The following is a 22,849-nucleotide window of genomic DNA, read 5'->3' as shown; positions in this document are numbered from 1 at the left end:
ACCCCGGGCGGGGTTCAGCTCTTTTCGAACCGGAAGCCGACGCCGCGCACGGTGGCGATGTACCGCGGGTTCGCGGCGTCGTCGCCGAGCTTCTTGCGCAGCCAGGAGATGTGCATGTCCAGCGTCTTGGTGGAGGACCACCAGGTGGTGTCCCAGACCTCCCGCATCAGCTGGTCGCGCGTGACCACCCGCCCGGCGTCCCGCACCAGCACCCGCAGCAGGTCGAACTCCTTGGCGGTGAGCTGGAGTTCCTCGTCGCCCATCCACGCCCGGTGGGACTCGACGTCGATGCGCACCCCGTGGGTGGCCGGCGGCTGCTGCGGCTCGGCGGCGCCGCGGCGCAGCAGGGCCCGCACGCGGGCGAGCAGTTCGGCGAGCCGGAAGGGCTTGGTGACGTAGTCGTCGGCGCCCGCGTCGAGGCCGACGACGGTGTCCACCTCGTCGGCCCGCGCGGTCAGGATGAGGATCGGCACGGCGTGGCCGTCGGCGCGCAGCCGGCGGGCGACCTCGAGGCCGTCCATGCCGGGCAGGCCGAGGTCCAGCACGACCAGGTCGACGCCGCCCTGCATTCCGGCGTCGAGCGCGGTGGGTCCGTCCTCGCGCACCTCGACCTCGTAACCTTCCCGGCGCAGGGCGCGGGCCAGCGGCTCCGAGATGGACGCGTCGTCCTCGGCGAGCAGTACACGGGTCATGCAGTGATGGTAGACCGCCCGCGCACGGTGCCGGGGTGTGATCGCTTCCAGGGATTCTTACCTTCCCCGCAGGCTCCCCGCGCAGTGGTACGAACCATTGTCGTGGGGATGCGATCGTAGAAGAGACCTTCGAAACCACTGCCGCGGTTCCCGCGACACCTGTGATCCGCGTCTCAAGTCCTTCCATATCAGGCAGTGTCCTGACGTACAGTGACGTGTACGCCTGTAGCACACCGGGGACCTTTGGCGGGCAGTTGTCGCTGAGGGTCTCTTTTGTGTGCGGGCTGAGAAGGATCAGCCCTGAAAGGAATGACCTCTGGCCGGGCTCCGGGCGCACGACAGCGTCGTCACGGAGCGTGGATCCCGGTGGTCGCCGTCCGCCGCTCCGTGATCCGGGGCGGGCTCCCCTCGGGCGTGGGGGGGTGGACGCTCGATCCAGCCGGTGCCGGCCGACACCCCCACCGGGCGCGCAACGCTCCACGCGCGTCCCGAACCAGCAAGGAACGACCATGGCGTCCAGCCTGACGAAGGACTCGGTCCGCCCGGGCACCCCCGGGTCCGAGAAGACCTTCTTCGGCCACCCCCGCGGACTGGCCACTCTCTTCATGACCGAGATGTGGGAGCGTTTCTCCTACTACGGCATGAGGGCCCTGCTCCCGCTGTACCTGGTGGCCCCGGGTGGCCTGCACCTGAGCGCGGGCACGGCGACCGCGATCTACTCGGTGTACGTGTCGCTCGTGTACCTGCTCGCCCTGCCCGGCGGCTGGTTCGCGGACCGCGTCCTCGGTCCCCGCAAGACGGTGGCCGTCTCCGGTCTGATCATCATGATCGGCCACCTCTGCCTGGCGCTGCCGGCGGCCGTCAGCTTCTTCGTCGGCCTCGGCCTCGTCGCCATAGGCTCGGGCCTGCTGAAGGCCAACATCTCCACGATGGTCGGCCACCTGTACAAGGGCCCGGACGACCCGCGCCGCGACGGCGGCTTCACGCTCTTCTACATCGGCATCAACCTGGGCGCGTTCGCCGCGCCGCTGATCATCGGCACCGTCGGTGAGAACTACAACTGGCACTTCGGCTTCGCGCTGGCCGCGCTCGGCATGGCGCTGGGTCTGGCCCAGTACCTGCTGGGCAGCCGCCACCTGAGCGAGGAGAGCAGCGTCGTCCCGACGCCGCTGACCCCCGCGCAGAAGGCCGCCACGCTGCGCAAGGGCCTCATCTGGCTGGCCATCGCCGCCGTCTTCTACGGTGCCGTCGGCTTCTCCGGCCACTTCACGCTGAACTGGGCGCTGATCCCGCTCACGGTGATCGGCCTGATCGTCCCGATCGTGGTCATCGGCCGGATCCTGCGGGACCGGGACCTGGACGCCGCCGAGAAGTCGAAGGTGTCGGCGTACATCTGGTTCTTCGTCGCCGCCGCCGTCTTCTGGATGATCTACGACCAGGGCGGCTCGACCCTGTCGCTGTTCGCCGACGGCAAGGCCGAGAACACGATCTTCGGCTGGGAGTTCCCGGTCTCCTGGTACCAGTCGGTCAACCCGGTCATGATCATGGCCCTGGCGCCGGTCTTCGCCTGGCTCTGGCTGTGGCTGAACCGGCGCGGCAAGGAGCCGAGCACGATCGTGAAGTTCGCCTCCGGTCTGGTGCTGGTCGGTGCGTCGTTCTTCCTCTTCCTCGCTCCCCTGTCGATCGCCGAGGGCGGTCACAAGGCCGCGGCGCTGTGGCTGGTCGGCATCTACTTCGTGCAGACCGTCGGTGAGCTGACGCTGTCGCCGGTGGGTCTGTCGGTGACGACGAAGATGGCGCCGAAGAAGTACGCCTCGCAGATGATGGGCGTCTGGTTCCTCGCGGTCACCGCGGGCGACTCGATCACCGCGCTGCTGTCCAACCCGGCCGTCGGCGGGGTCAACCTCGACCGGATGGGCTTCGTCGCCCTGGAGGCCGGGCTCGCCGTGGTCGCCGGTCTCGCCGTGTGGATGTACCGCAACAAGGTCAAGAAGCTCATGGGCAGCGTCAACTGACCGTGTCGTGAGCCTGCCGGAGGGCCACCGCATCCCTGGGGACGCGGTGGCCCTCCGCGCGTGAGGGGCGTGTCAGCGTGTGCGCCCGCCGGTGGCTCCCGTCGGCGGTCACCGGGCACCGGTTCCCGCCTCGGACTTCGAGAGCCTGGCGTCAGGTCCGTCCGCCGCGTCGGCCGGGGGTCGCGGTGAGCGGGAACGGAAGCACGGACAGGAGCGGGGGCAGCGCGAGCGCCGCCGCCCGCGCGGGCGGCGGCGGTCGGTGCGCGGTGCCGCTCGCCCGAGCGCTCCCGGCGTCGGCTCCGCCCCGCCTTCGGTGGCCCGGTTCGCCGGCGGCTGCGCCGGCGTGCGGCGATCCCCGTCGCCTCCCGGGGCGGGGAGTCCGGCCGTCACCGTCGCCGTGTCCCGCGCTCCGCCGGGTGCCGTGACGGTCGGGGTCACGTCGCCCACGTCGACCGCCGGGTGGTGCGGGCAGGGTTCGGTGAACCGCGTGCGCATGGCGGGGCGCGGGCGGACGAGGAGGGGCGCGGCGCGCGGTCCAGGTCCTGGCCCGGGACACCGTTCCGCGCGTACCGCGAGACGCGGCGCGAGGACGGTCGTGCCGCGGCCGACCCCGCGCCCGGGCGCGACGGGACGGATTGAAAGGGACGGCTGGGGGCGCACCCAGGCAGGTCGGCCGGGATGCCCGGTTCGGACTCCGAGATCGCGGTCCGGACCGCCGGTGACATCGGGCACGGCGGCCGGCACACCCAGGCGCGACGGCCGGAGGCCCACCCGAGGCAACGGCGATCGCCGATCGGACCGACCTGGACGGCAGGCGCGGTGGTCGCACGAACCGGCCGGAACAGCCTGGAGCGCCGAGCCCCGTGCTCGGTGGTGGCCGGGAGGCTGACCAGGAAACCGACCGCGCCGACGCGGGTGCGGCGCAGAGGCCGGCGCAGGACGGGCCCGGCCGGAATCCGGTGCTAGGCCGGGGCCCCCAGTTCGGCCCATACCGTCTTGCCCGCGTGGCCCGGTGTGCGCTGGACGCCCCAGTCGAGGCAGAGGCGCTGCACGATGAACATGCCGTGGCCGCCGGGGCGGCCCGCGCGGTGCGGGGTGCGGGGGGTCGGCTGGCCGGCGCCGCGGTCGGTGACCTCCACCCGGATCACCTTGTTGTCGCAGGTGAGGAGCAGGTCGTCCGGCCCCTCGGCGTGCAGGCAGGCGTTGGTGACCAGTTCGGAGACGACGAGCAGGACGTCCTCGGCGGCGGCCCGCTGCTCGGCTCCGGCGGCCGGCAGCCAGCCCCAGGCGTACAGCGCCTGCCGGGTGAAGTCGCGGGCCAGTGGCACGACTCCGCTCTCACCGTCCAGCCGCAGTCTGCGGACCTGCCGCCCCCGGGGCTCCGGCGCCCCTTCGGACGGCACGGACGGCGCGGCTGCCCCCGTGGACACGCCGTCCGCCGGCGCACCCCCCTCGGACGCCCCGGAAGCGCCGCTGGGCTCCGGGCCGCGGTCGCCCGGCGAGTAAGGCCGGGTGGTGCTCATCAGCGCTTCACCTCACCGATTCACCGATTCACGAGTTCATGTCGATAGGCCGGGCACTGGTCGGTGCCGGCCGGTCCGTACGCCGTCTGCCCGCGGTTCGCACGTGCCTCCTCCGTCGTACGTCGTACGCCCTTCGTCCCTAGGTCGCGCCCGGGCCGCCCGCCGGTTCCCGGGACCGGTCCCGGGCCTCCCGTTGCGGAGGGGGCTCACGATGTCTCCTGCCCTGCCGATGCGCCGGAACACCACCGATTCGGGCGTGGCCGGTGGACGGTACAGGCACCGGCCCGCGGCAGGGGCGGTCTGGCACGGGTTCAGTCGGCTCCACCGGCCAGTGCGGCGTCCACGGAGTCGTGGACGGTGAAGACCGCCTCGGCCCCTGTGATCTCGAACACACGCGCGACCACGGGTCGCATTCCGGCCAGGTGCACACCGCCGCCGGCGGCCTCCGCGCGCAGTCGGGCGCCGAGCAGAACGTTCAGGCCAGTGGAGTCGCAGAACTCCAGCCGTGAGCAGTCCACGACAAGCCGCGCGAATCCCTTGTCCAAGAGGTCGTCGAGGGGTTCGCGCAGAAGATCGGCGGTGTGGTGATCGAGCTCACCCGCCGGTGTCACTACGGCGCTGGAGCCCTCTTCCCGCACCTCCACCAGAAGCCGGCCCGACTCCGCGCTGCCGACCGTCCCGTGGTCCATGCCGTCTCTCTCCCGAGGTCGTGGCTGCTGATGCCCTCGAACATTACGCCTTCCATCCGCACTACGACACCCGAACAACCTCACGGAAACGGACATACGGTTACAGACCGCACTTGCGACATGGTCCGTGAAGCGGGTAGGCCTAGGAGGACACGCATCCCTACACGCCGGCTTCGGAGGCGCCGCACACCGCTGTGCACGTACTGGCTTCGGCAGCCATATGCCGAGAACGATGGAGGACCCCATGTCACCCCGGCTCGACGGATCGCATACCCCCCTGGCGACGTCGACACTCCCACCGGAAAAACTGGATCCCGTCGATCCCATCGCCCCCCACGCCCCCCTGGAGGGACTCCCGGAGATCCCCCGGTTCGACGAGGTCGACCCCGTCGACGCACGGGCCCTGTCCAAGACCCTCTTCGAGCGGCTGGAGTCGCTGGAGGAAGGGACGCACGAGCACGCCTACGTCCGCAACACGCTGGTCGAGCTCAACCTGGCGCTCGTCAAGTTCGCCGCCTCCCGTTTCCGCTCGCGCAGCGAGCCGATGGAGGACATCATCCAGGTCGGCACGATCGGGCTGATCAAGGCGATCGACCGCTTCGAACTCTCGCGCGGTGTGGAGTTCCCCACATTCGCCATGCCGACCATCATCGGCGAGATCAAGCGCTTCTTCCGTGACACCTCGTGGTCGGTGCGCGTGCCGCGCCGGCTGCAGGAGCTGCGGCTGGACCTGGCCAAGGCCGGCGACGAGCTGGCCCAGAAGCTCGACCGCGCCCCCACGGTCGCGGAACTCGCCGAGCGGCTCGGCATCCCCAAGGACGAGGTCGTCGAGGGCATGGCCGCGTCCAACGCGTACACCGCCTCCTCGCTGGACGCCCAGCCCGAGGAGAACGACACCGAGGGCGCGCTCGCCGACCGCATCGGGTACGAGGACCACGGGCTCGAGGGCATCGAGTACGTCGAGTCACTGAAGCCCCTGATCGCCCAACTGCCGTTCCGGGACCGCAAGATCCTGTCCCTGCGCTTCGTCGCGGGCATGACCCAGTCGGAGATCGGCGAGGAACTCGGCATCTCGCAGATGCACGTCTCCCGGCTGCTGTCGCGGACCCTGGTGCGGCTGCGCAAGGGGCTGACCGTGGAGGAGTGAGCCTCCTCCGGGCACCGTACGCGGGAGCGGCCCGGCCGTGACGGCCGGGCCGCTCCCGCGTGTCCGCGTCACACCTCACCGGCCGCCCGGTACCCGCCGTCACCGCACCCATGCCGTCCGCACACGACTCGGGCACGATCCCGAGCACGAACCGTTATGCGGTTACCGGGGGAAACGTCTTTCCCGAACCGCACCCCTCCACCACGATGAACCCCTTGATACCGGCTGGTACGTCGGATGCCAGGGGGACGGAGGACGCGGGATGGCTCAGGGCGGCCACGTGGCCGGGACCGACGGGGACCACGGAGCCGGGACGGACGCGGCCCTCGCGGACGCGCCGGACGAACGGCTGACCGAGCTGCTGCGCTCCCCCACCCCCACGGCGTACCCCGCGCTGCAGGAGCTGCGCCGCCGGCACCACCCCGCCGTCCTCGCCTACGCCCGCCTGTGCGCCGCGAGCGAGGCCGCGGCCCGCCGGCTGGCGGCGGAGGCGCTGACCACGGCGGTCCGCGAGGCGGCCCGCGGCCGCGAGCCGAACGCACCGCTGCGGCACTGGCTGCTGCTGCTGACCGCGCGGCTGGCGGCCGGCTGGGCCGCCGACGACCGCTCCGCCGGCCTGGACCCGGCCCTGCTGCTGGTCCTCAACGCCTGCGGCCTGCCCGAGGGCCCCACCCCGCCGCTGCTCCCGGCGTACCTGACGCTCCCGTCCCGCGCCCAGGGCCTGATCTGGTACGGCGCCCTCGACGCGGAACCCGTCGAGCGCACCGCCGCCCTCCTGGGCCTGAGCCGCGCGGACGTGGCCCACGGCACCCCGCCCGCCCTCAAGGCCCTGGCCCAGGCCTGCCTCGCACAGCGCCTGGCCGCCTCCGACGACCCGCGCTGCGCCGACTTCCGCCGGCTGATCGAGGAGGCGGTACGGCAGGACGGCGCCCGCCACAGCGCCGATCTGGACGCCCACCGGGTGCACTGCCCGTACTGCACGGCCGCCGTCGAGGACCTGACCGCCCTGCGGGACGCCCCCCGGCAGGCCCTGGCGGAGGGCCTGCTGCCCTGGAGCGGCACCTCGTACCTGCGCGCCGGCGACCCGCTCCCGGCGCCCGCCCCCCGGGCCGCCGACCGTCCGGGCCGGTCACCCCGGCGCCGCTACCTGCTCGCCTCGACGGCCCTGGCCCTCGCCCTCGTGCCCGTCCTCGTCCTGCTGCTCACCAGCTCGCACGGCCCCGACCAGCGGGAGACCGCGGCGACCCCCGCACCCCCGCCGGTGACGGTGACGGCGACGGTCTCCCTGTCCCCTTCCCCCTCCCCGTCGCCCACCCCGAGTCCGTCCCGCACCTCCGCGTCCCCCTCCCCCGGCACGACGTCCCACCGCCCGGCCCCGCCTCCGCCGCCCCGCCGCACCCCGCGCCCGTCCCCCACGCCCTCGCCCCCGGGCGGCTCCTTCGCGCAGGTCGTGAACGTGGCGACGGGCCGCTGCCTGGACATCCGCGACGGTGACCTGTCCGAGGGCAACGACGTCGTCACGGCCGGCTGCGACTCCTCCGCCACCCAGCGCTGGCGCGTCGACGCCGACCTCGGCGTCCTGCGCTCGGCCGCCGACCCCCGCTTCTGCCTGGACAGCCGCGGCTCGACGTACCGGGGCGTCGGCATCTGGGAGTGCGACGCGGTCTACGGCGGCAACGGCCAGAACCTCCGCTTCACCGTCGGCCCCGACGGCACCGTCCGCCCGGCCATCGACACCGGGACGGCGGTGACCCCGGACGGCGGCGACGGCGTCGTCCTGCGGCCGCTGGACGGCGGCGCGGCCCAGCGGTGGCGGGCGGGAGCGGCATGAGCGCGCCCGCCACCGGGTCCCGCGGCGGCCGGCTGACCGATCTTCCCGTGCTGCTGGTCGCGGTGGTGTGGGGCTCCAGCTACCTCGCCGCCAAGGGCGTCACCACGGAACGGACCGTGCCGGCCGTGCTGGTGCTGCGGTTCGCCGTGGTGGTCCCGGTGCTGGTCGCCGCGGGATGGCGGCGGCTGCGGGCCCTGAGCGCCGTGCAGCTGCGCGGCGCCGGGCTGCTGGGGCTGATCCTCGCGGGGATCTTCCTGCTGGAGACGTACGGCCTGGTGCGGACCTCGGCGACCAACGCCGGGCTGATCATCAGCCTCACCATGGTGTTCACCCCGCTGGCCGAGAGCAGGGTGCGGGGCACCCGGCTGCCGGGCTCCTTCCTGGCGGCCGCCGGGCTGTCGGTGCTCGGTGTGGCACTGCTGACCCAGGGGGCCGGGTTCAGCGCCCCGACCGGCGGCGACCTGCTGATGCTGGGGGCCGCCGCCGCCCGTACCGTGCACGTCCTCGCCATGTCCCGCATGGAGTCGGTGCGCGGAGCGGACGCGCTGTCGCTGACCACCGTCCAGCTGGGCGGGGCGGTCGTGGTGTTCGCCGTGCTGGTGGCGCTGCCGGGCACGGGTTCCCCGCCCTGGGCGGCCGCGGCCGGGTTCGGCGCCGGGGACTGGCTCGGGCTGCTCTACCTGTCCGCGTTCTGCACGCTGTTCGCGTTCTTCGTGCAGATGTGGGCGGTCCGCCGCACCTCCCCGTCCCGGGTGAGCCTGCTGCTCGGCACGGAACCGGTGTGGGCCGCGGCGCTCGGCATCGCCGTCGGCGGGGACCGCCTCGGTCCGCTCAGCCTGCTCGGCGCGGCCCTGGTCCTCGCCGGCACGGCCTGGGGGCGGTCGGTGGCGGACCGGGGGCGGGCGGCGCCGGCCGCGCCCGCCGCCACGGCTGCCGTCGTCCCCGAGGAGGAGAGGGAGCGCGCCTGACCGCGCTCGGCGCTCAGACGACCCGTACGCCCGCGCGCCACACCCCGCTGACCAGCGGGACGCCCGGCCGGTAGGCGAGGTGGACGTGGCTCGGGGCGTCGAGGAGGAGCAGGTCGGCGCGGGCGCCGGGGGTGAGTCGGCCGATGTCGGTGCGGCGCAGGGCCGCCGCGCCGCCCGCCGTGGCGGACCAGACCGCCTCGTCGGGGGTCATCCGCATGTCCCGCACGGCGAGCGCGACGCAGAAGGGCACGGACGAGGTGAACGACGAGCCCGGGTTGCAGTCCGTCGACAGGGCCACGGTGACGCCGGCGTCCAGCAGGCGGCGGGCGTCCGGCCACTCGGCGCGGGTGGAGAACTCGGCGCCGGGCAGCAGGGTGGCGACGGTGTCGCTGTTGGCCAGGGCGTCGACGTCCGCGTCGGTGAGGTGGGTGCAGTGGTCGGCGCTGGCCGCGTCGAGTTCGACGGCCAGCTGGACGCCGGGGCCGTAGGAGAGCTGGTTGGCGTGGATGCGGGGGTGCAGGCCCTTCGCCTTGCCGGCGGTGAGGATCGCGCGGGCCTGGTCGCCGTCGAAGGCGCCCTTCTCGCAGAACACGTCGATCCAGCGGGCGTGCGGCGCGCAGGCGTCCAGCATCTCGCCGGTGACCAGGGCGACGTAGGCCGCGGGGTCGTCGGCGTGCTCGGGGGAGACGATGTGCGCGCCGAGGTACGTCACCTCGTCGGTGTGCCGCGCCGCGATGCGCAGGGCGCGGGCCTCGTCCTCGACGGTGAGGCCGTAGCCCGACTTGGTCTCGAAGGTGGTGGTGCCCTGGCGGAGGGCTTCGCCGAGGTAGTGGGTGAGGTTCGCCTCCAGTTCCGCGTCGCTCGCGGCGCGGGTGGCCGCGACCGTGGTGCGGATGCCGCCCGCCGTGTAGGAGCGGCCCGACATGCGGGCGTTGAACTCCTGCGTGCGGTCACCGGCGAAGACCAGATGGGAGTGGGAGTCCACGAAGCCCGGCAGCACCGCCCGCCCGCCCGCGTCGACCCGGTTGTCGGTGGCGGGTGCTTTCCTGGATTCACCGGTCCACGCGACGCGGTCGCCGTCGATGACGACGGCCGCGTCCTGGATCAGGCCCAGGGGGGAAGTGTCACCGGAGGAGGGGTCGTTGGTGACCAGCGTGGCGATGTTGGTGATGACGGTGCTGCTGCTCATGGTGTCCTCGTGGGTGGCCGATGGGTGGCCGGCTGGGTTCAGCCGCGCAGGGCTTCGACGGCTGCCGACAGCGCCTGCGGCACGTCGGGTACGAGCGTGTGCGCGCCGTCGCGGACGACGTGCCGGCCGCCCACGATCGTGTGCCGCACGTCCGCCGCGCTCGCCGCGAATACGGCCGTCTCGGCGCCCAGCCTGGGCAGCGGCCCGGCCGTCCTGACCGAGTCGAGCGCGATCGTCGTCAGGTCGGCGAGCGCGCCGGTCTCGATGGCGCCGGCGTCCTGCCAGCCGAGGGCGGCGTGGCCGTCGGCGGTGGCGGCCCGCAGCAGCGCGGCGGCCGTCCAGTGGCCGCGGGAGCGGGTGCGCAGCCGCTCGTTCAGCTCCATCGCGCGCGCCTCTTCCAGCAGGTCGATCACGGCGTGGCTGTCGGAGCCGAGGGACAGCGGGGAGCCCGCCCGCTGCAGGGCGACGGCGGGGCCGATGCCGTCCGCCAGGTCCCGTTCGGTGGTCGGGCACATGCAGGTGCCGGTGCGCGAGCCGCCGAGCAGCGCGATGTCGTCGTCGGTGAGGTGGGTGTTGTGCACACCGGTGGTGCGCGGCCCGAGGACGCCGTGGTCGGCGAGCAGCCGGGTGGGGGTGCGGCCGTGGGTGGCGAGGCAGGCTTCGTTCTCGGCGGTCTGCTCCGACAGGTGCACGTGCAGCGGGGCCCGCCGCTCCTCGGCCCACTGCGCCACGGTCGGCAGCTGCCCGGCCGGCACGGCCCGTACGGAGTGGATCGCCGCCCCGATCCGCGCGTGGTCCCGCTCCTTGAGAACTGAACAGCGTGCGGCCCAGGCCTCCGCGCTGCCGTCGGAGAAGCGCGACTGGTGGGTGTTGGGCGGTTCACCGAAGCCGGAAGAGAGGTAGCAGGTGTCGAGGAGGGTGATGCGGACACCGGCTTCGGCGGCGGCCGCGATCAGTGCCTCACCCATGGCGTTGGGGTCGGCGTAGCGGGTGCCGCCGGGCGCGTGGTGCACGTAGTGGAACTCGCCGACGCAGGTGATGCCGGCCAGGGCCATCTCGGCGTACACCGCGCGGGCCAGGGCGTGGTAGGTCTCCGGGGTCAGCCGGTCGGCGAAGGAGTACATCACCTCGCGCCAGGTCCAGAAGGTGCCGCTGCCGACCTGGACCGTGCCGCGCAGCGCCCGGTGGAAGGCGTGCGAGTGGGCGTTGGCCAGGCCGGGCAGGGTCAGGCCGCGCAGCACCTCGGCGCCGGGCGGCGGCGCGGCCACGTCGGTGCGGACGCCGCTGATGCGGCCGTCCGCCACCTCCACCGCGACGCCCGGCTCGACGTGGGTGCCGAGCCAGGCGTGCTCCAACCAGTAGGTTCCCTTGGTCACCTGCAGGCCAGTCCTTCCAGTACGTCGGCGAGCGCGTGCACCCCGGCCACGCAGTCGTCCTCGGCCGCGAACTCTGCCGGGGAGTGCGAGACACCGGTGGGGTTGCGTACGAACAGCATGGCGGTCGGAACGCGCCCGGCGAGGATTCCGGCGTCGTGTCCGGCGCCGGTGCCGAGCACGGGCACCTTCAGGTGATCGCTCGCCGTCGTGAGGATCCGGCCGAGTTCGTCGCGCAGGGCGTGGTCGAACTCCACGACCGGGGTGAAGGACTCCCGGACGACGTCGAGGTCGATGCCGTGGGCGTCGGCGTACTCCCGGGCCGCCTTCTCGATCCCGCCCACCACGGTGTCCAGGGTCTGCTGGTCGGCGGCGCGGGAGTCGAGCCAGCCGCGCACCAGGGAGGGGATGGCGTTGACGCCGTTCGGCTCGACGGCGATCTTGCCGAAGGTGGCGACGGCACCGGCGAGTTCGGCCTCCCGGCGGGCGGCGAGCACGGTCTCGGCGTACGACAGCATCGGGTCGCGCCGGTCCACCAGCCGGGTGGTGCCGGCGTGGTTGGCCTCGCCCCGGAAGTCGAACCGCCACCGCCCGTGCGGCCAGATGGCGCTGGCGATGCCGACCCGGTCGCCGGACAGGTCCAGCGCGCGGCCCTGTTCGACGTGCAGCTCGACGAAGGCGCCGATCCGGGCCAGCCGCCCGGGGTCGGCCCCGATGCCCTCGGGGTCGTACCCGGCGGCCTCCATGGCCTGCGCAAGGGTGGTCCCGTCGCCGTCGGTGAGCCGGTGGGCCTCCTCGACGGTCAGCAGGCCCGCGGTGAGCCGGGACCCGACACAGGCGAGCCCGAACCGGGCGCCCTCCTCGTCGCCGAAGTTGACGACGGCCAGCGGCCTGCTGAACCGCGCCCCTCTCGCACGCAGTTCGTCGAGGGCGGCGAAGGAGGACACGACCCCGAGGGGCCCGTCGAAGGCCCCTCCGTCCGGCACCGAGTCCAGGTGCGACCCGGTGACCACGGCGTCCCCGGCGGCCGGGTCCCCGAGCCAGGCCCACTGGTTCCCGTTCCGGTCGACCTCGTACGCCAGCCCGCGGTCCTCGGCCTGCTGCCGGAACCAGGCCCGGCAGTCGGCGTCGGCGCCGGTCCAGGCGTGACGCCGGTACCCGCCGGAATCGGAATGCCGACCGATGGGCAGCAGCTCACGCCACATCTCCTGGAAGGAGCTGCCCACAGGCCGTGGGCAGTCGTTCCGCGGGGCGACGGGGGTCCCCCCGGTCGGGCGAAGCCGGGACGGGGGGAGGGAGGGCACAGCCGCACCGGCAGACGGCGACGAGGCGTCCGCCCCCGCCGAAGCCCGGCCGTGCCCGCCTGCTTCCGAACTCACGCCTCGTCACCCTCACGCATCGGCACCCGGACCCCCCGCTCGCCCGCGACGGACTCCGCGATGTCGTACCCGGCGTCCACGTGCCGGATGACGCCCATGCCGGGGTCGTTGGTGAGGACGCGCCGGATCTTCTCCCCGCCCAGCTTCGTACCGTCGGCCACCGTGACCTGACCGGCGTGGATGGAGCGCCCCATGCCCACGCCGCCGCCGTGGTGGATGGACACCCACGAGGCGCCCGACGCCACGTTCACCATGGCGTTCAGCAGCGGCCAGTCGGCGATCGCGTCGGACCCGTCGAGCATGGCCTCCGTCTCGCGGTAGGGGGAGGCGACGGAACCGCAGTCGAGGTGGTCGCGGCCGATGGCCAGCGGGGCCGCCAGCTCGCCGGAGGCCACCATGTCGTTGAAGCGCTCACCGGCCTTGTCGCGCTCGCCGTAGCCGAGCCAGCAGATGCGCGCGGGCAGGCCCTGGAAGTGGACCCGCTCACCGGCCATCTTGATCCAGCGGGCCAGCGACTCGTTCTCCGGGAACAGCTCCAGGATCGCCTTGTCGGTCTTGGCGATGTCGGCCGGGTCGCCGGAGAGGGCCGCCCACCGGAAGGGGCCCTTGCCCTCGCAGAACAGCGGGCGGATGTACGCGGGGACGAAGCCCGGGAAGGCGAACGCGCGGTCGTATCCGGCCAGTCGGGCCTCGCCGCGGATGGAGTTGCCGTAGTCGAAGACCTCGGCGCCGGCGTCCATGAAGCCGACCATCGCCTCGACGTGCCGGGCCATGGACTCGCGCGCACGCGTGGTGAAGCCCGCCGGGTCCTTGGCGGCGGCGTCGGCCATGTCCTCGAAGGCGACGCCGAGCGGCAGGTAGGACAGCGGGTCGTGGGCGGAGGTCTGGTCGGTGACGATGTCGATGGGCGCGTCCATCGCGAGCAGCTGCGGGACCAGTTCGGCGGCGTTGCCGAGGACGCCGATGGACAGCGGGCGGCGGGCGTCGCGGGCCTCGGTGGCCAGCTGGAGCGCGTGGTCGAGGGAGTCGGCCCGGACGTCCAGGTACCGGTGCTCGATACGGCGCTCGATGGCGCGGGGGTCGCAGTCGATGCAGATCGCGACACCGTCGTTCATGGTCACGGCGAGGGGCTGGGCGCCGCCCATGCCGCCGAGGCCGGCGGTGAGGGTGATCGTGCCCGCGAGGGTGCCACCGAACTTCTTCGCGGCGACGGCGGCGAAGGTCTCGTAGGTGCCCTGGAGGATGCCCTGGGTGCCGATGTAGATCCAGGAGCCGGCGGTCATCTGGCCGTACATGGTCAGGCCGAGGGCCTCGAGGCGGCGGAACTCCTCCCAGTTGGCCCAGTCGCCGACGAGGTTGGAGTTGGCGATGAGGACGCGCGGGGCCCACTCGTGGGTCTGCATCACACCGACCGGGCGGCCGGACTGGACCAGCATGGTCTCGTCCTGCTTGAGGGTCCGCAGGGTGCGGACCATGGCGTCGAAGGAGCGCCAGTCACGGGCGGCCTTGCCGGTGCCGCCGTAGACGACGAGCTTGTCGGGGTGCTCGGCGACCTCGGGGTCGAGATTGTTCTGCAGCATGCGCAGGGCGGCCTCCTGCTGCCATCCCAGGGCGCTGAGTTCCGTGCCGCGCGGTGCTCGTACGGGGCGGGGTCCCGACATCGTCTGCCTCCTCCTGTTACTACCTCTATTCACATCCTGTCCCGCTGAATAGAACTAGTCAATACGTCGGGCCGGACGCGTCCGCGCGCCGCCGGTGTTTGGCTGGAAGTACCCGAAGGCGGACAGAGCGGACCGGGCGGGCACCGGAGGAGGAGCCGTGGAGCAGGACACCGGCAAGGAGGACACCGGCAAGGAGGCCCGGGAGCGGGCCGCCCGGCGGGACGCGGCGGTGCGCGCCGCGGTGGAGCAGGGGCTGCTGGGGCCGGACGCGGCCCTTGTGGGACTGCTGGACGTCACCGGCATCCGGGAGTCGGCCGCGGCCCTGCGCGCGGCCTTCGATGCGGTCACGGCGCCGGGGACGCCGGTGCTGCACGCCTTCGCGGTGAAGGCGACCCCGCTCGTGCCGGTGCTGCGGCTGCTGCACGAGGAGGGCATCGGCGCGGAGGCCGCGAGCCCCGGCGAGCTGGCGCTGGCCCGCGCGGCGGGGCTGCCGCCGGAGCGGACGGTGCTGGACTCGCCCGCCAAGACCACCGCCGAACTGCGCGAGGCGCTGGCCTCGGGCATCGCCGTGAACGCGGACAACCCGCAGGAGCTGCGGCGGCTCGACGCGCTCGTCGCCTCGGCGCCCACCCGCTCGGCCCTCGGCCTCCGGGTCAACCCGCAGGTCGGCGGCGGCAGCATCGGGGCGACCTCGACGGCGACGCGGACCTCCAAGTTCGGGGTGGCGCTGCGCGACGACGGGGCCCGGTCGTGGGTCGTCCGGGCGTACGCGGACCGGCCGTGGCTGACCCGGCTGCACGCGCACACCGGGTCGCAGGGCGTCCCGCTGCCGCTGATGGCGCGGGGCGTGGCGGAGGCGTACGCGCTCGCGGAGGAGATCAACGCGCACGTGGGGCGGCCGCAGGTCGACACGCTCGACATCGGCGGCGGGCTCCCGGTCGACTTCACCGCGGAGACGACGGCGCCGACGTACGCGGCCTACGCGCGACTGCTGGCCGGTGAGGTGCCGGGGCTGTTCGACGGGCGGTACGGGCTGGTGACGGAGTTCGGGCGGTCGCTGCTGGCCAGGCACGGCACGGTGGTGGCGCGGGTGGAGTACACCAAGAGCGCCGGCGGGCGGCGGATCGCGGTGACGCACGCGGGGGTGCAGGTGGCCACGCGGACGGTGTACGCGCCGGGGGCCTGGCCGCTGCGGATCGCCGCCTACGACGGCCGGGGGCGGCGCAAGACCGGCCCGGAGGTGGTGCAGGACGTGGCGGGCCCGGCCTGCTTCTCGGGCGACCTCCTCGCCGAGGCCCGCGCGCTGCCCCTGCTGGAGCAGGGCGACTACGCGGCGGCGCTGGACACGGGCGCGTACTGCTTCGCCCACCACTACGCCTACAACTCCCTCGCCCGGCCCGCCGTCCACGGCTTCACGCCGGACGGGCCGGCGGGCGTGGCCTTCGCGACCGTGCGCGCAGCGCAGACGACGGCGGAACTGGTGGCCGAATCCGGCGCGGCGCACGCGTCTTCGCTCACCACCCTGCGCGCCCCCGGGAGCCGTTGACGCACCCCCGCCTGCTCTCGAACAAATGGATCAACTGCCGCGGGACAGTCCTCAGTTGACACACCCTAGTACGCCCGGCGCACGTTCCACCGGAAAATGCCAAAGGCCTCACCGCCCGCACATACGTTGCGTAGTGTCGTGGTCACTCAACCGGAGTCCCAGGCAGGAGGGGAGCCACGGTGCCCGGAATAGACGAGTGCCTACTCGAAGCGATGCGTCTGCCCGGAGCCCGGGGAGCCGCGCTGGTGGACTGGACGAGCGGACTGGCCCTCGGCACCGTCGGGGAGGCACCCGGCGGTGACCACGAGACCACCGCGGCGGAGGCCGCCGAACTGGCCCGGCTGGCCGCCGAGCACGGCGCCTTCACGGCCGGCACCGGCGCGGACGGGCAGCCCCCGGTCGAGGACGTGATCGTCAGCAACCGCGACAGCTACCACCTGCTGCGGTTCGTGGACACGTCCTTCGACAGCAGCGTCTTCCTGCACCTGTGGCTGGGCCGCGAGGAGGGCAACCTCGCGCTCGCCCGCATCCGGCTCGGCGAGATGGCCGCGCGGCTGGTGCTGGGATGACGATGGTCGGGACACCTCCGCCCCTGCCCGTGCGGGACCGGGCGGCCGCCCGCGACCGCGGCGCGGGCGCGGGCGCGCTGTCACCGATGCTCGGCCGGCTCGCCGAGGAGCGGGCCACCGGCGTCCTGGTCCGCGAGCACGGCACCCTGCACCTCACCGAGGGCCGGGTGGTGCACGCCGAGAGCCCCCACGCCCCGGGTCTCGACGTGCTCCTCACGGCCCACGGCACGCTCGCCTCGGCCGCCTGGCAGCAGGCGACCGCGCAGGCCGACGGTCCGGCGGAGGCGGCCCGCCTGCTGCTGGAGGCCGGGCTGCTCCCCTCGGGCGCGCTGGAGCTGTGCCACCTGGACGCGCTCTACGACGCCGGGTACTTCGCGCTGGCGCCCAGCAGCGTCCCGGGCCGGTTCCGCTACGGCCCGCCACCGCGCTCCGGCGCCCTGCCCTCCGTCCCGGTCGTGGCGCTGGAACGCGAGACGCTGCGCCGCCGGCTCCTGCTGCACCGCACCTGGCCGGACCCGGCGACCGACACCTCCCCCCTGATCAGGGCCGATCCGGGCACCACGGCGCCGGTCACGGCGCGCAGACGGGCGGTCCTGGACCGGGTGGACGGCGTCCGCACGGCCGCGCAGATCGCCCGCGACCTGGGCCGGCAGGCCTTCCACACACTGGTGGACGTCCGCCGCCTCGCGGCGGCCGGACTCGTGCGGCCGGTGCCCACGGTCCCCGCCCCACCACCGCGCCCGGCACCCCCGACACTCCCGCTCACGGTCACCGACCCCGACATCGCGCTGCTGAAGAGGCTCAGGGATGCGCTGGAGGCGCTTTGAACGGCACCGCCCCACCGAGAGGAATGACCTGATGGTGGCCGAACAGGACCTGCAGACCGTCCTGGACGAGCTGCGCCGGCTGCGCACCCGGGTGCCGCAGCTCACCGGCGCCCTGGCGGCCGGCGTCGACGGACTCGTCGTCGCCCACGACACCCCAGGGGTCGACCCGGAGGGGCTGGCGGCGCTCACCGCGGCCGCGCTCGGTGTGGCCGTCCGGGTCGCCGACGCCACCGGCAACGGCGGCTTCCGCGAACTCCTGGTGCGCGGCGAGCACGGCTACGTCGCCACCTACGCGGCCGGCCGCACCGCCGTGCTGACGCTGCTCACCCAGGACCGGGTCAACGTCGGCCGGCTGCACCTGGAGGGCCGCCGCGCCGGGGCCCGCATCGGCGAGCTGCTGGACGCCGCCGAGGCCGCCGCCCGGACCGTACGACCGGCCACCCGCACCACCCCCGTACGAACCCGCACGACGCGCGCGGCCCGCACCACGGCCACCGAAGCGCGCACCGCAACCGACAGTTGAGCATTGCGAAAGGAACCACCATGGCCAACACCGAGACGGCACTGAAAGAAGCGCTGACCTCCATCGAGGGTGCCACCGGCGTCGCGCTCGTCGACTACACCAGCGGCATGGCCCTGGGCACGATGGGCGGCAGCAAGAGCTTCGACCTGAACGTGGCCGCCGCCGGCAACACCGACGTGATCCGCGCCAAGATGCGCACGATGGAGATGCTCGGTCTCAAGGGCGGCATCGAGGACATCCTGATCACGCTGTCGGACCAGTACCACCTGATCCGGCTGCTCAAGAGCCGCGGCGGCAACGGCCTCTTCCTCTACCTGGTGCTGGACGCGAGCCGGGCCAACCTGGCGATGGCCCGGCACCAGCTGAAGAAGATCGAGGAGGACCTCGAGGTCTGACCGGACCCGAGGCCTAGACGAGAGCGGCGGTACGGCGGCGGGCCCCTCCGGGGGCCGCGTCGCCGGCCGCGATGCCCGTCCCGCGCAGGCCCTTCACGGCCTTGCCGGCCGGGCTGCCGCCGCGCCCGTCGAGCCAGTCGACCCGCACCCACAGCAGCGAGTCCGCGGCGCGCTCGCGCCGCCCGATCCAGGCGGCCTTCAGCCGCAGCCCGACGCCGGCCCCCGCGAGCAGCAGGCCCCCGGCCGCCGGCACCGCGAAGGCGCTGCCGCAGGCGGCGGCGAAGGCCAGCAGCAGCCACCAGCGGTGCCCGCGGCGCCAGTTGCGCACCGTCACCGCCCGGTCCTGCAGGACGTCGTACTTGCCCGCGCGCGCGGCGCCGCTGACGAGTTCCGCGTACCGGCCGCGCCGTACCAGCGCGACCACGGCCGCGGCGGCGAGGAACAGGAACGCCCCCGCCAGCAGCCCGACCGGCCGCCCGGTCACCCCCGGGACGAGGACACCGATCCCCGCCGCGAACACCCCCAGCCACCACAGCGGTGCGGCTCCCGCCCGTACGACGACGGCCACCCGGGCCAGCCCCAGTCCTCCGCGCGCCACGTCAGCCTCCCGTGTCACGAGTCCACCAAGCGTCTTGAGTCTCGTCAGCACGGTAGCGGCGGAACCTGAGACGAATCTGAGAGCGCGCCAGATCACTCCACGAACAGGCCGCGGGCCGCCGCCTTCGCGTCGAACTCCTCCAACCGGGCCTGCGCCTGCGGCAGATCGTCGCAGATCGCCTCCAGCAGCACCCGACCGAGCAGCATCGGCGCGCACGCGGTGTCGAAGGCGAGCCCGGTGCCGACCGCCGCCGGCAGCAGCAGGTCGGAGTGGGCGGCGACGGGCGCGAAGGCGGAGTCGGCGACCGTGACGACGGTCAGGCCGGCCTCCTGCGCGTAGCCGAGCGTGTCGACGACCTCGCGCGGATGCCGGGGCAGCGCGAAGCACAGCAGCGCGGTGGCGCCGGCGCGGACGGCCGCGTCGATGCGGTCGTGGATCATCGTGCCGCCCTCGTCGAGCAGCCGGACGTCCGGGTGGACCTTGGCGGCGAAGTAGGCGAAGCCGTACGCCTGGGACGCGGCCGCGCGCAGCCCGAGCACCGGCAGCGGGCGGGAGGCGGCGAGGATCCGGCCGGCCTTCCGCACCGGCCGGGGGTCGGCGAGCAGCTCCGCCAGGTGCCGCAGGTTCTCGATCTCGGCCTCGACGGCCTGCTGGTACTCGTTGTACGAGCCGGCCTCGGCGGCGGCCGGCTCGGCGGGGACGACCTCGCGCAGGTGGCGGCGCAGGGCGGGGTAGCCGTCGAAGCCCAGGGCGACCGCGAACCGGGTCACGGACGGCTGGCTGACCCCGGCCAGCTCGGCCAGTTCCACGCTGGACAGGAACGGCACGTCGGCGGCCCGCCGCACCATGCTGTGCGCGATGCGGCGCTGGGTCGGCGTGAGCCGGTGGCCCTCGAAGAGCGCCTGCAACCGGGTCGCAGGGCTGTCGGTCACGGTCATGACTCCCCCTCCAGATGTCCTCGCCGCCCCGGGAGAGTACAGCGCCGAGGCCTACACCCACACCGCCCACCTATTCAGACAGTGCGTCTCTGCATACCGTTATACAGCCGGGGCGGGGGCAGCCGCAGGGCCGAGAGGGGGGTTGTCCCCAGTGCGGGCGCCCCGCCGCCTCCCTACGGTGGACCTCATGAGCGCACTGGACTCGCGGGACGCCGACTTCGGCAAGGATCTGGACGCCACCGTGCGGGCACGCCGGGAACTGGGCGAGGAGTACGACTCCGCGCTCGTCGACTCCTTCCTGGAGAAGATCGAGCAGCGGATCGACGACACGGTGGACCGGCGGGTGCGACGGCACCTGGCCGAGCAGCGGATGACCGACGCACGCGGCACCCGGCGCCCGAAGACGGCCGACACCTGGGCGGAACGCTTCGGCTTCGCCCTCGTCACCCTGGTCCTGGCGATCCCGCTGTCCGCGATCAGCGGCGCCCTCGCGGGCATGCCCGGCCTCGCGGTCGTCTGGGCCGGCATCGTCGGCGTCAACGCGGCCCAGGCCGTACGCGTCAACCCGGAACTGATCACCGGCAGACGCGACCGCTCCGACGACCGGGACTGAACACCGGCCTGCCGGCTGGGCGCGAGGCAACGGAGACCGGATGCTCGGACAGGGTCGGCAGAGCCGGCGTGGCGCTTCGTCTGCGCGGTGCTGCTGGGAGCGGGGAACCCAGGGCGCCGGCGGGGCTGAGAGAGGCGCCGCGACCGGTCCGCCAGGCGGGATCGGGACCGCCGGCACGGCCCATCGCCCGCGGGCCGGGCGGGAGCCGACGGAAACCGGTCCGACGGACCGGACCGGCGGAGCCGGCGCGAGCCGGTCGGGCGGGGACCGGGAGGCCGGGAAGCCGGTTTGCGCGGGGACCGCCGCACCCCCGTTGCCGGGGGGCGGGACGACGGCGGTCCCCGCGAGGGACGCGGGCCGGTGTCAGGCCGGTCGTGCGCGTCCGTGGCGCCCATGGAGGTCCGGGAGCCGCTCCGGAGGTCCTTGGCGCCGTACGGCGCCGGCCCGGGCGGGGAGCCGCTCCCGCCCTGCCGACACCCACCAATCTGCCGGACCCGTGTTAAGCGGGTGCTGCGCGCACGTGACACGCTCGTACCACTTCCGCGAACCGTTCCTGCGGACTGAAAAGGAGCGAGTCCCCTCAGCCTCGCGCCCCGAACGGTCTTGGGCGCACTGGTCCCCGGCGTACTCAGCCCCGGGGCAGCAACACGAATCCTGTCCGTGGTCCGATCCCGGGAGGCCGGTTCCCTCACGACCTGGCCATATGGGCAGGGCCAGAGGCGACGGGGAGGCCCCGAACCATCACACCGGTGGAGCGGGGGCCCCGCACGCTGACGCCCTACCTGGCGTCCCAGATCGCACAACCACCTAACCGCATCGACCCCATGGTGCCGCAAGCCCGAGAGGTGACCATCGCCCGATCCGGATTAACGCGACCGTCAGTTCACCGAGGGGTTCGCCGCCGGGGACCCGCTACTGCCTGCCGCCCTTGGCCAGGAACGCCAGCAGGTCCTGGCGGCTGACCACGCCGGTGGGCTTGCCCTCGACCAGGACGATCGCCGCGTCCGCCGACCCCAGTACCGACATCAGGTCGGCGACCGGCTCGCCGGAACCGACCTGGGGCAGCGGGGCGGACATGTGCTTCTCCAGCGGGTCCTCCAGCGAGGCCCGCTGGCTGAAGAGCGCGTCGAGCAACTCCCGCTCCACGACCGATCCGACGACCTCGGCGGCCATCACGTCCGGGTGACCGGCGCCCGGCTTGACGACCGGCATCTGCGAGACGCCGTACTCGCGCAGCACCTCGATGGCCTGGCCGACCGTCTCCTCCGGGTGCATGTGGACCAGGGAGGGGATGGTCCCGCCCGCCTTGTCGTCGAGCACGTCGGCGACGCGGGCGCTGGGGCCCTCGTCCTCCAGGAAGCCGTAGTCGGCCATCCACTCGTCGTTGAAGATCTTGCTGAGGTACCCGCGCCCGCTGTCCGGCAGCAGGACGACCACGACGTCGTCCGGGCCGAGCCGTTCGGCGACGCGGAGGGCGGCGACCACGGCCATGCCGCAGGAACCGCCCACGAGCAGGCCCTCCTCCTTCGCCAGGCGGCGGGTCATCTGGAAGGAGTCCTTGTCGGAGACGGCGACGATCTCGTCGGCGACGGACCGGTCGTAGGCGGTCGGCCAGAAGTCCTCACCGACGCCCTCGACGAGGTACGGGCGCCCCGAGCCGCCGGAGTACACCGAGCCCTCCGGGTCGGCGCCGACGACCTGGACCCGGCCGTCGCTGACGTCCTTCAGGTAGCGGCCGGTGCCGGAGATGGTGCCGCCGGTGCCGACGCCCGCCACGAAGTGCGTGATCTTCCCCTCGGTCTGCTCCCACAGTTCGGGTCCGGTCGAGTGATAGTGCGAGAGCGGGTTGTTGGGGTTGGAGTACTGGTCCGGCTTCCACGCGCCCGGGGTCTCGCGGACGAGACGGTCGGAGACGTTGTAGTACGAGTCCGGGTGCTCGGGCGCGACCGCCGTCGGGCAGACGACGACCTCGGCGCCGTACGCGCGGAGCACGTTGATCTTGTCGGTGCTGACCTTGTCGGGGCAGACGAAGATGCACTTGTAGCCCTTCTGCTGGGCCACGATGGCGAGTCCCACCCCGGTGTTCCCGCTGGTCGGCTCGACGATCGTGCCGCCCGGCTTCAGCTCTCCGCTCTGCTCGGCGGCCTCGATCATGCGCAGGGCGATGCGGTCCTTCACGGAACCGCCCGGGTTGAAGTACTCGACCTTGGCCAGGACGGTCGCCTGGATGCCCTTGGTCACGCTGTTGAGCCTCACCAGCGGGGTGTTGCCGACGAGGCTGATCATCGAGTCGTGGAAGTGCACCGTTGTCTCCGGTTGCTGTGCAAAAAGTGATGTCAAGTGGTGCCGCCAGCCTAAGGCCCCGGGGTGAAC

20 protein-coding genes are annotated in these 22,849 nt (G+C 73.5%); 10 read left to right on the top strand and 10 right to left on the bottom strand.

What is annotated here, in order from left to right; genetic code table 11:
- Nucleotides 1-14 precede the first annotated feature (14 nt).
- Entirely contained in the window at nucleotides 15-692 is a 678-nt protein-coding gene (locus AQJ66_RS10030) for a response regulator transcription factor (protein ID WP_061919258.1), read from the bottom strand.
- A gap of 509 nt (nucleotides 693-1,201) precedes the next feature.
- Here AQJ66_RS10030 and AQJ66_RS10025 point away from each other — a divergent pair.
- Nucleotides 1,202-2,707 (top strand): peptide MFS transporter, encoded by a 1,506-nt coding sequence (locus tag AQJ66_RS10025; protein WP_061919256.1) that lies wholly within the window; start codon nucleotides 1,202-1,204, stop codon nucleotides 2,705-2,707.
- Between the two features lie 962 nt (nucleotides 2,708-3,669).
- On the opposite strand, the gene AQJ66_RS10020 is transcribed toward AQJ66_RS10025, so the two are convergent.
- Entirely contained in the window at nucleotides 3,670-4,230 is a 561-nt protein-coding gene (locus AQJ66_RS10020) for an ATP-binding protein (protein WP_061919254.1), read from the bottom strand.
- 311 nt (nucleotides 4,231-4,541) lie between these two features.
- Entirely contained in the window at nucleotides 4,542-4,919 is a 378-nt protein-coding gene (locus AQJ66_RS10015; protein ID WP_061919252.1) for an STAS domain-containing protein, read from the bottom strand.
- 244 nt (nucleotides 4,920-5,163) lie between these two features.
- Between AQJ66_RS10015 and AQJ66_RS10010 the strand changes: the two genes are divergently transcribed.
- From AQJ66_RS10010 to AQJ66_RS10000, 3 genes are all read left to right on the top strand, one after another.
- The gene (locus AQJ66_RS10010; RefSeq protein WP_061919250.1) at nucleotides 5,164-6,066 is read left to right on the top strand and encodes an RNA polymerase sigma factor SigF; all 903 of its coding nucleotides are present in this window, start codon (nucleotides 5,164-5,166) and stop codon (nucleotides 6,064-6,066) included.
- A 262-nt stretch (nucleotides 6,067-6,328) separates the two neighbouring features.
- Nucleotides 6,329-7,897, top strand: coding sequence for an RICIN domain-containing protein (locus AQJ66_RS10005; protein WP_061919249.1), 1,569 nt, complete (start codon nucleotides 6,329-6,331; stop codon nucleotides 7,895-7,897).
- Nucleotides 7,894-8,865 (top strand): DMT family transporter, encoded by a 972-nt coding sequence (locus AQJ66_RS10000; RefSeq protein WP_061919420.1) that lies wholly within the window; start codon nucleotides 7,894-7,896, stop codon nucleotides 8,863-8,865. Before AQJ66_RS10005 ends, AQJ66_RS10000 begins: the two co-directional genes overlap by 4 nt.
- 13 nt (nucleotides 8,866-8,878) lie before the next feature.
- Here AQJ66_RS10000 and hutI read toward each other — a convergent pair whose 3' ends face one another.
- The 4 genes from hutI to hutU form a co-directional block, all read right to left on the bottom strand.
- Nucleotides 8,879-10,054: an imidazolonepropionase gene (hutI, locus tag AQJ66_RS09995; protein WP_061919247.1), complete on the bottom strand. Its 1,176-nt coding sequence runs from the start codon at nucleotides 10,052-10,054 to the stop codon at nucleotides 8,879-8,881.
- A 38-nt stretch (nucleotides 10,055-10,092) separates the two neighbouring features.
- Nucleotides 10,093-11,430, bottom strand: a complete 1,338-nt coding sequence (locus tag AQJ66_RS09990; protein WP_061919245.1) for a formimidoylglutamate deiminase — start codon at nucleotides 11,428-11,430, stop codon at nucleotides 10,093-10,095.
- Nucleotides 11,427-12,632 (bottom strand): allantoate amidohydrolase, encoded by a 1,206-nt coding sequence (locus tag AQJ66_RS09985; protein ID WP_061919418.1) that lies wholly within the window; start codon nucleotides 12,630-12,632, stop codon nucleotides 11,427-11,429. Before AQJ66_RS09985 ends, AQJ66_RS09990 begins: the two co-directional genes overlap by 4 nt.
- A 170-nt stretch (nucleotides 12,633-12,802) precedes the next feature.
- Nucleotides 12,803-14,467: a urocanate hydratase gene (hutU, locus tag AQJ66_RS09980; protein WP_061919243.1), complete on the bottom strand. Its 1,665-nt coding sequence runs from the start codon at nucleotides 14,465-14,467 to the stop codon at nucleotides 12,803-12,805.
- 157 nt (nucleotides 14,468-14,624) lie between these two features.
- Here hutU and AQJ66_RS09975 point away from each other — a divergent pair, with 157 nt between their 5' ends.
- The 5 genes from AQJ66_RS09975 to AQJ66_RS09955 all read left to right on the top strand — a co-directional run bounded on the left by AQJ66_RS09975 (nucleotide 14,625) and on the right by AQJ66_RS09955 (nucleotide 18,327).
- Nucleotides 14,625-16,013, top strand: a complete 1,389-nt coding sequence (locus AQJ66_RS09975) for a type III PLP-dependent enzyme domain-containing protein (protein ID WP_061919240.1) — start codon at nucleotides 14,625-14,627, stop codon at nucleotides 16,011-16,013.
- Between the two features lie 179 nt (nucleotides 16,014-16,192).
- Complete coding sequence (locus tag AQJ66_RS09970) at nucleotides 16,193-16,582, top strand: hypothetical protein (RefSeq protein ID WP_063804029.1); 390 nt, start codon at nucleotides 16,193-16,195, stop codon at nucleotides 16,580-16,582.
- Nucleotides 16,579-17,409, top strand: a complete 831-nt coding sequence (locus AQJ66_RS09965) for a hypothetical protein (RefSeq protein WP_061919236.1) — start codon at nucleotides 16,579-16,581, stop codon at nucleotides 17,407-17,409. The genes AQJ66_RS09970 and AQJ66_RS09965 overlap by 4 nt, the downstream gene beginning before the upstream one ends.
- Nucleotides 17,410-17,440: 31 nt before the next feature.
- Nucleotides 17,441-17,932, top strand: coding sequence for a roadblock/LC7 domain-containing protein (locus AQJ66_RS09960; RefSeq protein WP_061919234.1), 492 nt, complete (start codon nucleotides 17,441-17,443; stop codon nucleotides 17,930-17,932).
- A 20-nt stretch (nucleotides 17,933-17,952) separates the two neighbouring features.
- The gene (locus tag AQJ66_RS09955; RefSeq protein WP_061919232.1) at nucleotides 17,953-18,327 is read left to right on the top strand and encodes a roadblock/LC7 domain-containing protein; all 375 of its coding nucleotides are present in this window, start codon (nucleotides 17,953-17,955) and stop codon (nucleotides 18,325-18,327) included.
- A 13-nt stretch (nucleotides 18,328-18,340) separates the two neighbouring features.
- Here the strand turns inward: AQJ66_RS09955 and AQJ66_RS09950 are convergent, their stop codons facing one another.
- Nucleotides 18,341-18,925 carry a hypothetical protein gene (locus AQJ66_RS09950; RefSeq protein WP_107118904.1) on the bottom strand — a complete coding sequence of 195 codons (585 nt, stop codon included), beginning with the start codon at nucleotides 18,923-18,925 and terminating at the stop codon, nucleotides 18,341-18,343.
- A gap of 92 nt (nucleotides 18,926-19,017) precedes the next feature.
- A complete protein-coding gene (locus tag AQJ66_RS09945; RefSeq protein WP_061919230.1) occupies nucleotides 19,018-19,863 on the bottom strand; it encodes a MurR/RpiR family transcriptional regulator in 846 nt (281 codons plus the stop codon).
- A 187-nt stretch (nucleotides 19,864-20,050) separates the two neighbouring features.
- Here AQJ66_RS09945 and AQJ66_RS09940 point away from each other — a divergent pair, with 187 nt between their 5' ends.
- Nucleotides 20,051-20,476: a hypothetical protein gene (locus AQJ66_RS09940; protein WP_061919228.1), complete on the top strand. Its 426-nt coding sequence runs from the start codon at nucleotides 20,051-20,053 to the stop codon at nucleotides 20,474-20,476.
- Between the two features lie 912 nt (nucleotides 20,477-21,388).
- Here the strand turns inward: AQJ66_RS09940 and AQJ66_RS09935 are convergent.
- The gene (locus AQJ66_RS09935) at nucleotides 21,389-22,780 is read right to left on the bottom strand and encodes a cystathionine beta-synthase (RefSeq protein WP_061919224.1); all 1,392 of its coding nucleotides are present in this window, start codon (nucleotides 22,778-22,780) and stop codon (nucleotides 21,389-21,391) included.
- Nucleotides 22,781-22,849 lie beyond the last annotated feature (69 nt).

Origin of the sequence: Streptomyces bungoensis, assembly GCF_001514215.1 — a bacterium.
In the GTDB taxonomy this organism is placed as follows: domain Bacteria; phylum Actinomycetota; class Actinomycetes; order Streptomycetales; family Streptomycetaceae; genus Streptomyces; species Streptomyces bungoensis.
The sequence above is the reverse complement of the archived record's forward strand: the minus strand, read 5'-3'. Positions and strand labels throughout refer to the sequence as shown.

Bases quoted from the DNA above. Each gene is read 5' to 3' on its own strand.
- AQJ66_RS09940 (WP_061919228.1), top strand. From the start codon at position 20,051: ATGAGCGCACTGGACTCGCGGGACGCCGACTTCGGCAAGGATCTGGAC.
- AQJ66_RS10015 (WP_061919252.1), bottom strand. From the start codon at position 4,919: ATGGACCACGGGACGGTCGGCAGCGCGGAGTCGGGCCGGCTTCTGGTG.
- AQJ66_RS10010 (WP_061919250.1), top strand. From the start codon at position 5,164: ATGTCACCCCGGCTCGACGGATCGCATACCCCCCTGGCGACGTCGACA.
- AQJ66_RS09960 (WP_061919234.1), top strand. From the start codon at position 17,441: ATGGTGGCCGAACAGGACCTGCAGACCGTCCTGGACGAGCTGCGCCGG.
- AQJ66_RS10000 (WP_061919420.1), top strand. From the start codon at position 7,894: ATGAGCGCGCCCGCCACCGGGTCCCGCGGCGGCCGGCTGACCGATCTT.
- AQJ66_RS10005 (WP_061919249.1), top strand. From the start codon at position 6,329: ATGGCTCAGGGCGGCCACGTGGCCGGGACCGACGGGGACCACGGAGCC.
- AQJ66_RS10020 (WP_061919254.1), bottom strand. From the start codon at position 4,230: ATGAGCACCACCCGGCCTTACTCGCCGGGCGACCGCGGCCCGGAGCCC.
- AQJ66_RS10030 (WP_061919258.1), bottom strand. From the start codon at position 692: ATGACCCGTGTACTGCTCGCCGAGGACGACGCGTCCATCTCGGAGCCG.
- AQJ66_RS10025 (WP_061919256.1), top strand. From the start codon at position 1,202: ATGGCGTCCAGCCTGACGAAGGACTCGGTCCGCCCGGGCACCCCCGGG.
- hutU (WP_061919243.1), bottom strand. From the start codon at position 14,467: ATGTCGGGACCCCGCCCCGTACGAGCACCGCGCGGCACGGAACTCAGC.
- AQJ66_RS09955 (WP_061919232.1), top strand. From the start codon at position 17,953: ATGGCCAACACCGAGACGGCACTGAAAGAAGCGCTGACCTCCATCGAG.
- AQJ66_RS09965 (WP_061919236.1), top strand. From the start codon at position 16,579: ATGACGATGGTCGGGACACCTCCGCCCCTGCCCGTGCGGGACCGGGCG.
- hutI (WP_061919247.1), bottom strand. From the start codon at position 10,054: ATGAGCAGCAGCACCGTCATCACCAACATCGCCACGCTGGTCACCAAC.
- AQJ66_RS09985 (WP_061919418.1), bottom strand. From the start codon at position 12,632: ATGTGGCGTGAGCTGCTGCCCATCGGTCGGCATTCCGATTCCGGCGGG.
- AQJ66_RS09945 (WP_061919230.1), bottom strand. From the start codon at position 19,863: ATGACCGTGACCGACAGCCCTGCGACCCGGTTGCAGGCGCTCTTCGAG.